Raw genomic sequence first — 15,308 nt, 5'->3', positions numbered from 1 at the left:
TATTCCGTCCCCCAGCCGCTTGCCCAGCATAAAACAAAGGAAACGCCCATGAGCGCCAGCACCACTGCAACCCTGCGTCATGACTGGTCTTTGGCCGAAGTCAAAGCACTCTTCGTTCAGCCATTCAATGACCTGTTGTTCCAGGCGCAGACGGTGCACCGCGCGCATTTCGACGCCAACCGGGTCCAGGTGTCGACACTGCTGTCGATCAAGACGGGTGCCTGCCCGGAAGATTGCAAATATTGTCCGCAGTCCGGTCACTACAACACCGGCCTGGAAAAAGAAAAGCTGATGGAAGTGCAGAAGGTCCTCGAAGAGGCCGCTCGCGCCAAGGCCATCGGTTCGACTCGTTTCTGCATGGGCGCGGCGTGGAAACACCCGTCGGCCAAAGACATGCCCTACGTGCTGGAAATGGTCAAAGGCGTGAAAGCCATGGGCCTGGAAACCTGCATGACCCTCGGTCGTCTCGATCAGGACCAGACCGTTGCGCTGGCCGACGCTGGCCTCGATTACTACAACCACAACCTCGATACCTCGCCGGAGTTCTACGGCAGCATCATCACCACCCGCACCTACAGCGAGCGCCTGCAAACCCTGGCCTACGTGCGTGAGTCGGGGATGAAGATCTGCTCCGGCGGCATCCTCGGCATGGGCGAGTCCCTCGATGACCGCGCCAATCTGTTGATCCAGCTGGCCAACCTGCCAGAGCATCCGGAATCGGTGCCGATCAACATGCTGGTGAAAGTCGCCGGTACGCCGCTGGAAAATGCCGACGACATCGACCCGTTCGATTTCATCCGCATGCTCGCCGTCGCGCGCATCCTGATGCCGCAATCCCACGTGCGCCTGTCCGCTGGCCGTGAAGCGATGAACGAGCAGATGCAGGCCCTGGCGTTCTTCGCCGGCGCCAACTCGATTTTCTACGGCGACAAACTGCTGACCACCGCCAACCCGCAGGCCGACAAGGACATGCAACTGTTCTCGCGCCTGGGCATCCTGCCGGAAGCGCGTGAAGAGCACGCCGATGAAGTACACCAAGCCGCCATCGAGCAGGCACTGGTGGAGCAGAAGAGCAGCGAGCAGTTCTACAACGCAGCCGTCTGATCCGACACAAATCGAATGTGGGAGCGGGCTTGCTCGCGAAAGCGGCCTGACAGTCGACATCTCTGTTGAATGTGATGTCGCCTTCGCGAGCAAGCCCGCTCCCACATTGATTGTGTCCACCTTGAGTTTTGTGATCTGACCTTCGAGGCCTGCATGTCTTTCGATCTCGCCGCACGCCTTGCTGCCCGTCGTGCCGAAAATCTCTATCGCCAGCGTCCATTGCTCGAAAGCCCCCAAGGCCCGGAAGTGGTGGTCGATGGCCAGCCATTGCTGGCGTTCTGCAATAACGATTACCTGGGCCTGGCCAATCACCCGCAAGTGATCGAAGCCTGGCGTGCCGGCGCGTCGAAATGGGGCGTCGGTGGCGGCGCTTCGCACCTGGTCATCGGCCACAGCAGCCCGCATCACGCGTTGGAAGAAGCCTTGGCCGACCTGACCGGTCGCCCGCGTGCGTTGCTGTTCACCACCGGTTACATGGCCAACCTCGGCGCAGTCACCGCGCTGGTCGGGCAGGGCGATACGGTGCTGGAAGACCGGCTCAATCATGCGTCATTGCTGGATGCGGGCCTGCTGTCCGGTGCGCGCTTCAACCGTTATCTGCACAACGACGCGGCGAGTCTGGCCAAGCGTCTGGAAAAGGCCACCGGCAATACGCTGGTGGTCACCGACGGCGTGTTCAGCATGGACGGTGACATTGCCGACCTGCCGGCGTTGGCGCGGGAAGCCAAGGCCAAAGGTGCGTGGCTGATGGTCGATGATGCACACGGTTTTGGTCCGCTGGGCGCCAATGGCGGCGGGATCGTCGAGCATTTCGGTCTGAGTCAGGAAGACGTCCCGGTACTGGTCGGCACCCTCGGCAAGGCGTTCGGCACCGCCGGTGCATTTGTTGCCGGCAGCGAAGAGCTGATCGAGAGCCTGATCCAGTTCGCTCGCCCTTACATCTACACCACCAGCCAACCGCCGGCCCTGGCCTGCGCGACGCTGAAAAGTCTCGAACTGCTGCGCACCGAGCATTGGCGACGTGAGCATCTGAAGACGCTGATTCGCCAGTTCCGTCATGGCGCCGAGCAGATTGGCCTGGAGTTGATGGACAGCTTCACGCCGATCCAGCCGATCATGATCGGCGACGCCGGGCGCGCGGTGCGCTTGTCGCAAATGTTGCGCGAACGCGGGCTGATGGTGACCGCGATCCGCCCGCCGACCGTGCCTGCCGGCAGTGCCCGTCTGCGTGTGACCCTGACCGCCGCCCACAGCGAGGCGCAGGTGCAGCTATTGTTAAATGGACTGGCCGATTGTTTTCAACAACTGGGACCGGAGCCAAGCCATGCGTAATCGTTTGATTCTGCTGCCCGGCTGGGGCCTCGGGATTTCGCCGCTGGAGCCATTGGCGGCCGCCTTGCAGGGGCTGGATGAACACTTGCAAGTGGAGATCGAGCCATTGCCGGAGTTGGCGTCGAGCAACCTTGAAGAATGGCTCGATGAACTCGATTCGACCGTGCCACCGGATGCCTGGCTCGGCGGCTGGTCCCTGGGCGGCATGCTTGCCTCCGAGTTGGCGGCCCGGCGCGGTGATCGTTGTTGCGGATTACTGACCCTGGCGAGCAACCCCTCTTTCGTCGCCCATGAGCAATGGCCGAGCGCGATGCCCGGGGAGACCTTCGATGCGTTTCTGGCGGGCTGCAATGCCGATCCGCGCCTGACATTGAAACGCTTTTCACTGCTCTGCGCGCAAGGCGCCGAAGACCCGCGCGGCTTGTCGCGGCTGTTGCTCGGTGGCGCGCCACACACGTCGGCAGAGGTGTTGATGAGCGGCCTGGAGTTACTCGCTCAACTGGATACTCGTCAGGCTCTGCAAGCCTTTCGCGGTCCGCAATTGCACTTGTTCGCCGGCCTCGACGGACTGGTCCCGGCCGAAGCGGCGGGCGACCTGCTGACGTTGCTGCCGGATGTCGAAATCGGCCTGATCGAACAGGCCAGCCACGCGTTTCTCCTGGAAGACCCTCACGGTGTAGCGGGGGCGATTCAGGCCTTTTTGCATGAGTTCGGCGATGACTGATTTATCCCTTCCCAACCTGCCCGGCGGCTTGCCCGACAAGCGCCAGGTAGCGGCGTCCTTTTCCCGCGCGGCGGCAAGCTATGACAGCGTGGCCGAATTGCAGCGTGATGTCGGCAGCCAATTATTGAGCCGTTTGCCCGATGACTGTGTGCCGGGTCGTTGGCTCGACCTGGGGTGTGGCACCGGGCATTTCAGCCGTGCGCTGGGTGAGCGTTTTCCTGCCGGTCATGGCGTGGCACTGGACATCGCTGAAGGCATGCTCAATCACGCCCGGCCGTTGGGCGGCGCTGCGCACTTCATCGCCGGTGATGCCGAGCGTTTGCCCTTGCAGGACTCGACCTTCGACCTGGTCTTTTCCAGCCTGGCGGTACAGTGGTGTTCGGACTTCGCCGCGGTGCTCAGTGAAGCGCATCGGGTGCTGAAACCGGGCGGCATTTTCGCGTTTGCTAGTCTGTGCGTGGGGACGTTGTACGAGTTGCGTGACAGTTGGCGTCAGGTGGACGGCATGGTGCACGTCAATCGCTTCCGTGAGTTCGGGATTTATCAGCAGCTGTGCGCGGACAGTGGCTTGCACATCGCGACGCTGGAAACCCGTCCGCATGTGTTGCATTACCCGGATGTCCGCAGCCTGACTCATGAACTCAAGGCGTTGGGCGCGCACAATCTGAACCCCGGTCGGCCTGGCGGGTTGACCGGCAGGGCACGGATCCTCGGCCTGGTCGAGGCTTATGAGCAGTTTCGTCAGGCACAAGGCCTGCCGGCGACTTATCAAGTGGTCTACGCCGTTTTGGAGAAACCCTTATGAGCGCAGCCTATTTCATCACCGGTACTGACACTGATGTCGGCAAGACCACCGTTGCTGCGGGATTGCTGCACGCCGCGCGGTCGGCGGGCATGAGCACGGCCGCGGGCAAACCGGTTGCCTCCGGTTGCGATGTGACGCCCAAGGGCTTGCGCAATGCCGATGCGCTGGCGCTGTTGGCGGAATGTTCGGTGCCGTTGACCTATGCCCAGGTCAACCCGGTGGCGTTCGAACCCGCCATCGCCCCGCATCTGGCCGCGCGGGAGGCCGGTGTGGCGTTGACGGTGCAATCGCTGTTGACGCCGATGCAGGAAATTCTCGACATGCAGGCGGATTTCACCTTGATCGAAGGCGCCGGTGGCTGGCGCGTGCCATTGGCCGATCAGGACAACCTGTCGGACCTGGCGATGGCGCTGGACCTGCCGGTGATTCTGGTGGTCGGCGTGCGCTTGGGTTGCATCAATCATGCATTGCTGACCGCCGAAGCGATCGCTCTGGACGGTCTGCAACTGGCGGGGTGGGTGGCCAATATCATCGATCCGAAGACTTCGCGCCTGGAGGAAAACCTGGCGACGCTCGCCGAGCGAATCCCGGCGCCGTGCCTTGGACGGGTGCCAAAACTCAAGGTGGTGACGGCGGAAGCGGTGGCCGAACACCTTCAACTGGATCTGCTGGACTAGTTTTTGACTATGACAAGGCACTGTGCCATTAGGGTTTTTGTCGGGTGTTTTGCCCGTGCGTCTGCTTCAATGGCCGCTGTTGATCCTTTGCAAGGACGAGTTCTCCCATGGAAATCTCAGGAAACACCGCTTTTTATGCCGGTCTGAGCACGATTCAGACAGGGCAGAACCGTGTCGATCAAGCCGCCGGACAGATCGCCAACACGACCATCGAACGGTCGGTGAGCAGTCAATCTTCCGAGGTTCAGGTCGATCGTCTGCGTTCTGTTGATCGCAGTCAGCAATCCGATCTGGCCAGCAATGTGGTCGAGCTGTCCCAGGGCAAGTTTCAGGTTGAGCTGGGCGTCAAAGTCGCCAAGGCATCGGATGAAATGCTAGGTACGTTGATTGATACATTCGCTTGATCCCTCGCTGAATCCGCTTATTCAACGCCGCGACTTTTCGCGGCGTTTTTCTGCGTAAGTCCTTCTCCCTCAACTAATCTTTCCTCAACAGCGTGTTGCCTGTGCAGCGAGCGTGCGTTTCTGTGTGCCCGACATTCCCATGGCGTGATGACGAACGGCAAAAGATCGGCGCTTGACAAGATTTGGGCGTAAACGTATGTTTCAAACAACTGTTTGACCGTCACAACAAATCAACACGGTCGTTCATTCCCGGTTACATCAGCAGAGGTTTATCGCTATGCCTGACTACAAGGCCCCCTTGCGTGATATTCGCTTCGTTCGTGACGAACTGCTCGGCTACGAAGCGCACTATCAGAGCCTTCCGGCTTGCGCAGACGCAACTCCGGACATGGTTGACGCCATTCTCGAAGAAGGCGCCAAGTTTTGTGAGCAGGTGCTGGCACCGCTGAACCGCGTGGGTGACACCGAAGGCTGTACCTGGAGCGAGTCCGGCGTTAAAACCCCGACGGGCTTCAAAGAAGCCTACAAACAATTTGTCGAAGGCGGCTGGCCAAGCCTGGCCCACGACGTAGAGCACGGCGGCCAAGGCTTGCCGGAGTCCCTGGGTCTGGCGGTCAGCGAGATGGTCGGCGAAGCCAACTGGTCGTGGGGCATGTACCCAGGCCTGTCGCACGGTGCGATGAACACCATTTCCGAGCACGGCACGCCTGAGCAGCAAGAGGCTTACCTGACCAAGCTGGTGTCCGGCGAATGGACCGGCACCATGTGCCTGACCGAACCGCACTGCGGCACCGACCTGGGCATGCTGCGCACCAAGGCTGAACCTCAGGCCGACGGTTCCTACAAAGTCTCCGGCACCAAGATCTTCATCTCGGCCGGCGAACACGACATGGCCGACAACATCGTCCACATCGTGCTGGCACGCCTGCCGGATGCACCGGCGGGTACCAAAGGCATTTCGCTGTTCATCGTGCCGAAGTTCATGCCGAACGCGGACGGTTCGATCGGCGCTCGCAACGCAGTGACCTGTGGTTCCCTGGAACACAAGATGGGCATCCACGGCAACGCGACCTGCGTGATGAACTTCGACGCGGCCACCGGTTTCCTGATCGGCCCGGCGAACAAAGGCCTGAACTGCATGTTCACCTTTATGAACACCGCGCGTCTGGGTACTGCGCTGCAAGGTCTGGCGCACGCCGAGATCGGTTTCCAGGGCGGCCTGAAATACGCTCGCGATCGCCTGCAAATGCGCTCGCTGACTGGCCCGAAAGCGCCAGAAAAAGCCGCTGACCCGATCATTGTTCACCCTGACGTACGTCGCATGCTGTTGACCATGAAGGCATTCGCCGAAGGCAACCGCGCGATGGTTTACTTCACCGCCAAGCAGGTCGACATCGTCAAGTACGGCGTGGATGAAGAAGAGAAGAAGAAAGCCGACGCACTGCTGGCGTTCATGACGCCAATCGCCAAAGCCTTCATGACTGAAGTCGGTTTCGAATCCGCCAACCACGGCGTGCAAATCTACGGCGGCCACGGCTTCATCGCCGAGTGGGGCATGGAGCAGAACGTTCGCGACAGCCGCATTTCGATGCTGTACGAAGGCACCACCGGTATCCAGGCTCTCGACCTGCTGGGCCGTAAAGTGCTGATGACTCAAGGCGAGGCGCTCAAAGGCTTCACCAAGATCGTCCACAAGTTCTGCCAGACCAACGAAGGCAACGACGCGGTCAAAGAGTTTGTCGAGCCATTGGCTGCGCTGAACAAAGAGTGGGGCGAGCTGACCATGAAGGTCGGTATGGCGGCCATGAAAGATCGCGAAGAAGTCGGTGCAGCATCCGTGGATTACCTGATGTACTCCGGTTACGCCTGCCTGGCCTACTTCTGGGCTGACATGGCGCGCCTGGCGGCTGAAAAACTGGCTGCCGGCACCTCGGAAGAGGCGTTCTACACCGCCAAGTTGCAGACGGCGCGCTTCTACTTCCAGCGCATCCTGCCGCGTACCCGTACTCACGTTGCAACCATGCTGTCGGGCGCGAACAACCTGATGGACATGAAAGAAGAAAACTTCGCACTGGGCTACTAAGCCTTAACGAAGTATTTCAAAAGAGCCGCTGCTCCTTCGGGAGTGGCGGTTTTTTTTGCACTTGATAATTAACAATACAGTCGCCCACAGCTGTATTAACAGCACTGTGATCAGTGAGCTATGTTGTTGGTTGTTAGTTTGATGCCTGCCTCGGTATTAAGTAATGCAACCTACGTCTGGCTGCGCAAATCGATAGTTAAAACTTGTATTGCAATTAGGTTGCCAGAATTTCTTTAAGATCGGCAGCTCTCCTTAAAGTCCAATGGCTGCGGGGTGTTGGTCTGAATAACCTGTGGGAAAAGTCCTGGTGTTGCTGGGGAATATGGCCCCGATAGTGGGGCACTTACACCGAAACTGAGTGGGTTAATTACCGGTGTAAATTTATTTGTATTTCGGCTGTTGAAATCATTTGTTACAGCTACAGTACCCATAAGCACCCACCCCGGCGCGACAACAGAGCGTTAGAACCTGGCCAAAGACAAAGTGAGAACTTTGCCTGTTCGCCTGTGCCTTGCGCCCGACAATTCCGCATCAAATCGAGAGTGTCATCATGATGACGAACTTGAGCCTTCTTCGAACTATCCGCCTGATCTGCGCGATCGCGGGCGGCCTGGTTGCAGTCAGTCTGCCTGTCAAGAATGCGTTCGCCGCGGCCCCCGTGCCAGAGGTTGATGTTCCTGGGGTGGAGATTCCCGCGTTGCAATCACTTCGCGGCATGACACCGCCCGACCCGTCGGGTACCGAAGGCGGGCGCAAAGTCGATCTGATGACCGACTACGTGCTCAATCGCGGCGCCGCAATCCTGCTGGGCAAGGCCTTGTTCTGGGACATGGAGGTCGGCAGCGACAGCGCCACCGCTTGCGCGTCTTGTCACTTTCACGCCGGCGTCGATCACCGGATCACCAACCAGATCAACCCTGGTCAGGCGAGCACCCATTCAAACGTCACGTCGATCTTCAACAAGCCGTTTGTGGCCTCCGATATCCCTGGCGACGTGGCGTCCTACGCGACCCTCTCCGGCGGCAAGGGTGGCCCGAACTACACGCTGAAGAAAACCGATTTTCCGACCCACGTGCTGGCTGATCCGCTCAACCGCAACTCGGCCATTGTCTATTCGAGCGACGACGTGATCGGCTCCCAAGGCGTGTTCGACGCCAACTTCGTCAAGCCGAACCAACCGCGTTTCGACAAGTGCACCCAGCAACCGGACGGGATTTTCCAGGTGGGCGGGATCAATGTCCGGCGTAGCACCGGGCGCAACGCACCGTCGGTGATCAACGCCGCGTTCAACGTGCGCAATTTCTGGGACGGTCGGGCCAATAACGTGTTCAACGGCTTCTCGCCGTTCGGCAACCGCGATCCCGATGCCGGGATCTTCGTGACCAGCGATCGCAGCGGCGTTGCGGTGAAGGTGAAACTGGCGCTCAACGATGCCTCTGCCGCTTCGCAGGCCGTGGGGCCTCCCGGTAGCGCCGTCGAAATGTCCTGCGGCGGGCGGACCTTCGCCGACATTGGCCGGCGCATGCTCGACACGCTGATGCTCAAGCAGCAACGGATCTCCTCCACCGACTCGGTACTGGGCCCGGTTTCCGGCGCCCGTCGCCCCACTTACCGTGAGTTGATCAAGGCGGCCTTCCAGCCACGGCTGTGGAACGCGACGCAGCAGGTCTCGCTGGGTGGCGCACCGTATACCCAGATGGAAGCCAACTTCCCGCTGTTCTTCGGACTGGCGATCCAGATGTACGAATCGACCCTGATTTCTGATCAAGCGCCACTGGATGCCTATCTGCAAGGCGACCATCAAGCAATGAATGCCCAGCAAGTCGAGGGCATGAATCTGTTTCTCGGCAAGGGCAAATGCGTCAGTTGCCACGGCGGCGCGGAATTGACCAACGCCGGCAGCCGCTTGCTGTTCCACCCCCGTGAGCGCATCGAGCGGATGGTGATGGCGGACAACCTGACCACGCTGTATGACAACGGTTTTTACAACACCGGTGTACGCCCGACGTCGGAAGATCTGGCGCTCGGCGGGACGGACGCCTGGGGTAATCCGCTGTCCTTCAGCCGCGAGTACAACACGGCTCTGCAAGGCGGCAAGGTGCCTGACCCGCTGGATATCGACGTGTGCACCTTTGAAGCGCCATTGAGCGCGGCGATCCCTTGTGACGCAACGCTCACGCCCAATGTCGGCTTCCGCGATTCAGTCGACGGTGCCTTCAAGACCCCGACGCTGCGCAACATCGCGTTGACCGGGCCGTATTTCCACAACGGTAGCCGGGCGACGCTCAAGCAGGTCATGGAGTTCTATAACCGCGGCGGTGACCGGCGCGGCGAGGATGCGAACAACACCAGCGGTTTCGAGCATCCGGCGGCGAACCAGCACAACACGTCAAATCTCGATCCAGACATGACGAACCTGAACCTGACGCCCGATGAAGTGGATGCGCTGGTCAAATTCATGGAGGTCGGTCTTACCGATCCGCGAGTCGCCTGGGAACGCGCGCCGTTCGATCATCCGTCGCTGGTCATTCCACAAGGCCACGTCGGTGACGAAAACGCCGTGACGTTGAAGCCCGTCAGTCCGAAGGTGACGACCCGCCAGGCACTGGATGCGCCTGTGTCACTCAAGCCCATCGGCGCAGAAGGTCGCAGCCTAAGCGAAGGACCCTTGCAGCCGTTCTACAACGATCTTTAACGGAATAACCCGGCGTGACTGGCCGCCTGATTATGGCCAGTCACGTCCCCTATAAAAAAACCTCGGCAATTCACTCAGTAAGTCAGGACCTCTGCCGTTAACGTGGTGGGCACAATGCCATCTATTGATCTGACGGGTCGGAGCTCTACCCCTTGCCGCGTTCTTCCGCTGTACGTTTCAGCCATTTCCTACCGTCATTGCTGCTTTTGCTCGCGGGGCTTGCGGCTGCCTACGTCAAAGATCTCAACGTTTTCTTCACCTCGCTGTTCAACGTATTGCCCACCCTGTTGTTGTTGCTCGGCGGTGCTTACTGCGCGGTTTACCGACGCCAGCGTGAACTGTTTCTGATGGTCACGGTGTACATCGCCTACTACCTGCTCGACACCCAGACCGACTATTACCGCGACAACGGCAAGGTGCGTGAAGACGCCGCCGTGGTCTTTCATTTGTGCTGCCTGCTGCTGCCGCTGTTGTTTGGCGTGTTCGCTGCCTGGCAGGAACGTACCCATCTGTTTCAGGACATGGTGGCGCGCTTCGCCGTGTTGTTGGCCGTTGGCAGCGTGGCGTTGGGGCTGGAACAAAGTTACCCGCAGGCGCTGCTGATGTGGCTGTCGGAAATTCGCTGGCCAGCGCTGCATGGCGCCTGGATGAGCCTGATTCAGCTGTCCTATCCGGTATTCATCGCCGCGTTTGTGTTACTGAGCTGGCAATACTGGCGCAACCCGCGGCCGTTGCACGCGGCGCAGTTGGTCGGTTTGCTCGGGTTGTTCTGGATGTTGCCGAAAACCTTCATCCTGCCATTCACCCTGAACATCATGTGCAGCCAGGTGATGCTGATGATTGCCGCGGCAGTTGCCCATGAAGCCTATCAAATGGCCTTCCGCGACGAACTCACCGGGCTACCCGGCCGTCGCGCCTTGAATGAGCGCATGCAGCGCCTGGGGCGCAATTACGTGCTGGCGATGAGCGACGTCGATCATTTCAAGAAATTCAACGACACCCACGGCCACGATGTCGGCGATCAGGTACTGCGACTGGTCGCCAGCAAGCTGTCAAAAATCGGCGGTGGCGGTAGGGCGTATCGCTACGGCGGTGAGGAATTTGCGCTGGTTTTTGCGGGCAAAACCCTTGAAGAGTGCATGCCGCACCTGGAAGTCATTCGCGAGTCCATCGCCACCTACAACATTCAACTGCGTAATCAGGACAGCCGCCCACAGGATGACCAGCAGGGCCGCCAGCGCCGCGCGGGTTCCGGCGCCTCCAGTGTGTCGGTCACAGTGAGTATCGGCGTCGCCGAACGACTGGAGCAGCGCATCCCCGAACAAGTGCTCAAATCTGCCGACGAGGCGCTCTACAGCGCCAAGGGTGCCGGGCGCAACTGTGTGGTGGCCTTCGGTCAGAACCGCCGTGGCGCCGTGCGCATGGACGCCGCTGCGGGTTGAGTGATGATGGCGCATTCAGCGTCTGGACTGTGATTGTGAGGCAAGGTCGGCGGCAGTAGGTTTGAGGCATCTGCTGCCGGAGAAATGGCCATGCCTGAGTACAAAGCTCCCCTGCGCGACATGCGCTTTCTGATCGACCACGTCTTCGACTTTCACAGCAACTACGCTGCGCTGGGTGCCACCGACGCCAGTCCGGACATGGTCAATGCGATCCTTGAAGAAGGCGCGAAATTCTGTGAGAACGTTCTTGCACCGCTCAATCGCAGCGGCGACGAAGAGGGCTGCCATTTCGACAATGGCGTGGTGACAACGCCTACCGGCTTCAAGCAGGCCTTCGCACAGTACGTCGAGGGCGGCTGGCACGGTCTGTCGGCCGATCCTGCTTATGGCGGCCAAGGCTTGCCAAGCTCACTAGGGCTGGTCATCAGTGAGATGGTCGGCTCCAGCAATACATCCTGGGGCATGTACCCCGGGCTGACCCACGGTGCGATGTCGGCGATCCATGCCCACGGCACCGAAGAGCAAAAACAGACGTACCTGAGCAAGCTCACCGCGGGCCAATGGACCGGCACCATGTGCCTGACCGAAGCCCATTGCGGCACCGACCTGGGCATCATCAAAACCCGCGCCGTGCCTGCTGCGGACGGCAGCTATGCGATCTCCGGCAGCAAGATTTTCATCTCCGCCGGCGAACATGACATGAGCGACAACATCATTCACCTGGTGCTGGCGAAGCTGCCGGATGCGCCAGCCGGCACCAAGGGTATTTCGCTGTTCATCGTGCCCAAGTTCCTGCCCAACGCCGAAGGTGAAGCGGGGGAGCGCAATGGCGTTTCCTGCGGCTCGATCGAACACAAGATGGGCATCAAGGCCTCGGCCACCTGCGTGCTCAACTTCGATGAGGCCAAGGGCTTCTTGATCGGTGAACAGAACAAGGGCCGAACTGCATGTTCACCATGATGAACCACGCGCGTCTCGGCACCGGAATGCAGGGGTTGTGTCTGGGCGAGGCGAGCTTTCAGGGCGCCATCAAGTACGCCAATGACCGTTTGCAGATGCGCTCTCTGACCGGCCCGAAAGCGCCGGAAAAAGCCGCCGACCCGATCATCGTTCATCCTGATGTGCGCCGGATGTTGCTGACCATGAAGGCCTTCAACGAAGGCAATCGGGCGCTGACGTATTTCACCGCGCAGTTGCTGGACGTCGCACATCTGAGCCCGGATGCAACGGCACGCCAGGACGCCGAAGACCTGTTGGCGTTCCTGACGCCGATCTGCAAAGCGTTCATGACCGATACCGGGCTGGAGGTGACCAACCATGGCATGCAGGTGTTTGGCGGCCATGGTTTCATTCGTGAATGGGGCATGGAGCAGCTGGTTCGCGACTGCCGGATCGCGCCGATTTACGAAGGCACCAATGGCATTCAGGCGCTGGACCTGCTGGGGCGTAAAGTGCTCGGCAGCCAGGGCAAGCTGCTGCGCGGCTTTACCAAGATCGTTCACACGTTCTGTGCCGCCAACGCTGAGCATCCGCAACTCGCCAGCTATGTGGCGCAGCTCAACGGGCTAAATCAGCAATGGGGTGAGTTGACCACCAAGGTCGGCATGGCGGCGATGAAAAATCCGGATGAAGTCGGCGCCGCGTCGGTGGATTACCTGATGTATAGCGGCTACATCATCCTCGGCTATCTGTGGCTGCGGATGGCGCTGGTGGCGCAGGCGCAACTCGACACTGGCAGCGGTGATGCCGATTACTGCCGGGGCAAATTGGCCACCAGTGAGTTTTACTTCAAGCGCTTGTTGCCGCGCACTGCTGCTCATCGGGCGGCTATCGAGGCGGGGAGTGATTGTCTGATGCAGCTGCCGGCAGAGTTGTTTGCGCTTTGACGGTTACGCCTTAAAAAAGCTTCGCGGGCAAGCCTCGCTCCTACAGGGTTTGTGTTGTTCACATCTCGTGTGTGCGACACAAACCCTGTAGGAGCGAGGCTTGCCCGCGAATGCGTCATGACAGACACAACAATTCGATGACTAAAAATTACAAATCGGTCACCGCCTGACCCTATGTGTCGCAAAAGTTGTTGAGTTACACTCAGGCCCAACGACAACATCATTCCTACGAATCACCCGTTTAGATCTTGCGAGGTTTGCCATGGCTGACTACAAAGCGCCCCTGCGCGATATGCGCTTCGTCCTCAATGAAGTTTTCGAGGTCGCCAAACTCTGGGCCGAGCTGCCTGCACTCGCCGAGACCGTCGATGCAGAAACCGTCGAAGCCATTCTCGAAGAGGCCGGCAAGGTCACCAGCAAAAGTATCGCCCCCCTGAGCCGTGCGGCTGACGAAGAAGGTTGCCATTGGGCGGACGGTGCCGTCACCACGCCGGCAGGTTTCCCACAGGCTTATCAGACTTACGCTGAAGGCGGTTGGGTCGGTGTCGGTGGCGATCCGACCTATGGCGGCATGGGCATGCCCAAAGCCGTTTCGGCGCAGGTCGAAGAAATGGTCAACTCCGCCAGCCTGTCGTTCGGTCTGTACCCGATGCTGACCGCCGGTGCCTGCCTGTCGATCAACGCCCACGCCAGCGACGAGCTGAAAGCCGCGTACCTGCCGAACATGTACGCCGGTGTCTGGGCCGGATCCATGTGCCTTACCGAGCCGCACGCCGGTACCGATCTGGGGATCATTCGCACCAAAGCCGAACCTCAAGCCGACGGTTCCTACAAAGTCAGCGGCACCAAGATCTTCATCACCGGCGGCGAGCACGACCTGACCGAGAACATCATCCACCTGGTGTTGGCCAAACTGCCGGACGCACCAGCGGGGCCGAAAGGCATTTCGCTGTTCCTGGTGCCGAAGTTCATGGTCAATGCCGATGGCAGCCTGGGTGCGCGTAACCCGGCGAACTGCGGTTCGATCGAACACAAGATGGGCATCCAGGCGTCCGCGACCTGTGTGATGAACTTCGACGAGGCCGTGGGTTACCTCGTGGGCGAGCCAAACAAAGGCCTGGCCGCGATGTTCACCATGATGAACTATGAGCGCCTGGGTGTGGGTATCCAAGGCCTGGCGACCGGCGAGCGCTCCTACCAGAACGCCATCGAATACGCCCGCGATCGCCTGCAGAGCCGGTCGCCAACCGGCGCGCAGAACAAAGACAAGGTCGCCGACCCGATCATCGTCCACCCGGACGTGCGGCGCATGCTGCTGACCATGAAAGCCTCGAACGAAGGTGGCCGTGCGTTCTCCACTTACGTGGCGATGCAACTGGACACCGCCAAGTTCAGCGAAGACGCAACCACGCGCAAACGTGCGGAAGACCTGGTGGCTCTGCTGACGCCAGTGGCCAAGGCGTTCCTGACTGACCTGGGTCTGGAAACCACGGTTCACGGCCAGCAGGTGTTCGGCGGTCATGGCTACATCCGTGAATGGGGCCAGGAACAGCTGGTGCGCGACGTGCGCATCACCCAGATCTACGAAGGCACCAACGGCATTCAGGCGCTGGACCTTGTAGGGCGCAAGATCGTCGGCACCGGCGGGGCGTTCTACAACCTGTTCGCTGACGAGATCCGTCACTTTACCGCGACCGCCAGCGCCGATCTGGCCGAGTTCACCAAGCCGTTGAACGATGCCGTGACCACCCTCGACGAACTGACCGCGTGGTTGCTCGACCGGGCGAAAAGCAATCCGAATGAAATCGGCGCTGCGTCGGTCGAGTATCTGCAAGTTTTCGGTTATGTCGCCTACGCCTACATGTGGGCGCTGATGGCCAAGGCCGCCTTTGGTAAAGAAGCGCAGGACGATTTCTACGCGAGCAAGTTGGGCACGGCGCGCTTCTATTTCGCCCGCCTGCTGCCGCGAATTCATTCGTTGAGCGCGTCGGTGAAGGCCGGTAGCGAGTCGCTGTTCCTGCTGGATGCAGCGCAGTTCTGACCGTGTAACGCGATGTAAGCATTCTCTTACATAACGTGCTGCTGTTCTCCCATAGATGCAGATTGGATCCACAGCTAATCTAATTCACATGGACGTCGCGCAGGAAGCGCAAAGC

At 60.0% G+C, this 15,308-nt stretch carries 10 protein-coding genes and 1 pseudogene; all 11 read left to right on the top strand.

Annotation, left to right across the window (positions count from 1 at the left end; all coding sequences use genetic code 11):
• Positions 1–48 precede the first annotated feature (48 nt).
• Positions 49–1,104, top strand: coding sequence for a biotin synthase BioB (bioB, locus tag ACIPL2_RS06025; RefSeq protein WP_059407420.1), 1,056 nt, complete (start codon positions 49–51; stop codon positions 1,102–1,104).
• A 153-nt stretch (positions 1,105–1,257) separates the two neighbouring features.
• Complete coding sequence (gene bioF / locus ACIPL2_RS06020; RefSeq protein ID WP_401353916.1) at positions 1,258–2,436, top strand: 8-amino-7-oxononanoate synthase; 1,179 nt, start codon at positions 1,258–1,260, stop codon at positions 2,434–2,436.
• Positions 2,429–3,160 carry an alpha/beta fold hydrolase gene (locus ACIPL2_RS06015; RefSeq protein WP_401353914.1) on the top strand — a complete coding sequence of 244 codons (732 nt, stop codon included), beginning with the start codon at positions 2,429–2,431 and terminating at the stop codon, positions 3,158–3,160. The genes bioF and ACIPL2_RS06015 overlap by 8 nt, the downstream gene beginning before the upstream one ends.
• The gene (gene bioC / locus ACIPL2_RS06010) at positions 3,153–3,965 is read left to right on the top strand and encodes a malonyl-ACP O-methyltransferase BioC (protein WP_401353912.1); all 813 of its coding nucleotides are present in this window, start codon (positions 3,153–3,155) and stop codon (positions 3,963–3,965) included. The genes ACIPL2_RS06015 and bioC overlap by 8 nt, the downstream gene beginning before the upstream one ends.
• The gene (bioD, locus tag ACIPL2_RS06005) at positions 3,962–4,642 is read left to right on the top strand and encodes a dethiobiotin synthase (RefSeq protein ID WP_401353910.1); all 681 of its coding nucleotides are present in this window, start codon (positions 3,962–3,964) and stop codon (positions 4,640–4,642) included. Before bioC ends, bioD begins: the two co-directional genes overlap by 4 nt.
• Before the next feature lie 107 nt (positions 4,643–4,749).
• On the top strand, positions 4,750–5,046 hold the full coding sequence (locus ACIPL2_RS06000) for a pyrroloquinoline quinone biosynthesis protein PqqE (RefSeq protein ID WP_401353909.1): 297 nt from the start codon (positions 4,750–4,752) through the stop codon (positions 5,044–5,046).
• 277 nt (positions 5,047–5,323) lie between these two features.
• Complete coding sequence (locus ACIPL2_RS05995) at positions 5,324–7,129, top strand: phenylacyl-CoA dehydrogenase (RefSeq protein WP_401353907.1); 1,806 nt, start codon at positions 5,324–5,326, stop codon at positions 7,127–7,129.
• Between the two features lie 550 nt (positions 7,130–7,679).
• Positions 7,680–9,824, top strand: a complete 2,145-nt coding sequence (locus ACIPL2_RS05990; RefSeq protein WP_401353905.1) for a cytochrome-c peroxidase — start codon at positions 7,680–7,682, stop codon at positions 9,822–9,824.
• A 152-nt stretch (positions 9,825–9,976) separates the two neighbouring features.
• Positions 9,977–11,266 carry a GGDEF domain-containing protein gene (locus ACIPL2_RS05985; protein ID WP_401353903.1) on the top strand — a complete coding sequence of 430 codons (1,290 nt, stop codon included), beginning with the start codon at positions 9,977–9,979 and terminating at the stop codon, positions 11,264–11,266.
• A 90-nt stretch (positions 11,267–11,356) separates the two neighbouring features.
• Positions 11,357–13,152: pseudogene (locus tag ACIPL2_RS05980) on the top strand (acyl-CoA dehydrogenase C-terminal domain-containing protein).
• Positions 13,153–13,414: 262 nt separating this feature from the next.
• Positions 13,415–15,193 carry an acyl-CoA dehydrogenase C-terminal domain-containing protein gene (locus ACIPL2_RS05975; RefSeq protein ID WP_401353901.1) on the top strand — a complete coding sequence of 593 codons (1,779 nt, stop codon included), beginning with the start codon at positions 13,415–13,417 and terminating at the stop codon, positions 15,191–15,193.
• Positions 15,194–15,308 lie beyond the last annotated feature (115 nt).

It is taken from the genome of Pseudomonas sp. NPDC086251 (assembly GCF_044746405.1).
In the GTDB taxonomy this organism is placed as follows: domain Bacteria; phylum Pseudomonadota; class Gammaproteobacteria; order Pseudomonadales; family Pseudomonadaceae; genus Aquipseudomonas.
Note: the sequence above shows the minus strand (reverse complement) of the source record. Positions and strands in the feature narration are given on the sequence as shown.

Coding starts and splice junctions, on each gene's coding strand:
- bioF (WP_401353916.1), top strand. CDS start 1,258: ATGTCTTTCGATCTCGCCGCACGCCTTGCTGCCCGTCGTGCCGAAAAT.
- ACIPL2_RS05990 (WP_401353905.1), top strand. CDS start 7,680: ATGATGACGAACTTGAGCCTTCTTCGAACTATCCGCCTGATCTGCGCG.
- bioB (WP_059407420.1), top strand. CDS start 49: ATGAGCGCCAGCACCACTGCAACCCTGCGTCATGACTGGTCTTTGGCC.
- ACIPL2_RS06015 (WP_401353914.1), top strand. CDS start 2,429: ATGCGTAATCGTTTGATTCTGCTGCCCGGCTGGGGCCTCGGGATTTCG.
- bioD (WP_401353910.1), top strand. CDS start 3,962: ATGAGCGCAGCCTATTTCATCACCGGTACTGACACTGATGTCGGCAAG.
- ACIPL2_RS06000 (WP_401353909.1), top strand. CDS start 4,750: ATGGAAATCTCAGGAAACACCGCTTTTTATGCCGGTCTGAGCACGATT.
- ACIPL2_RS05975 (WP_401353901.1), top strand. CDS start 13,415: ATGGCTGACTACAAAGCGCCCCTGCGCGATATGCGCTTCGTCCTCAAT.
- ACIPL2_RS05995 (WP_401353907.1), top strand. CDS start 5,324: ATGCCTGACTACAAGGCCCCCTTGCGTGATATTCGCTTCGTTCGTGAC.
- bioC (WP_401353912.1), top strand. CDS start 3,153: ATGACTGATTTATCCCTTCCCAACCTGCCCGGCGGCTTGCCCGACAAG.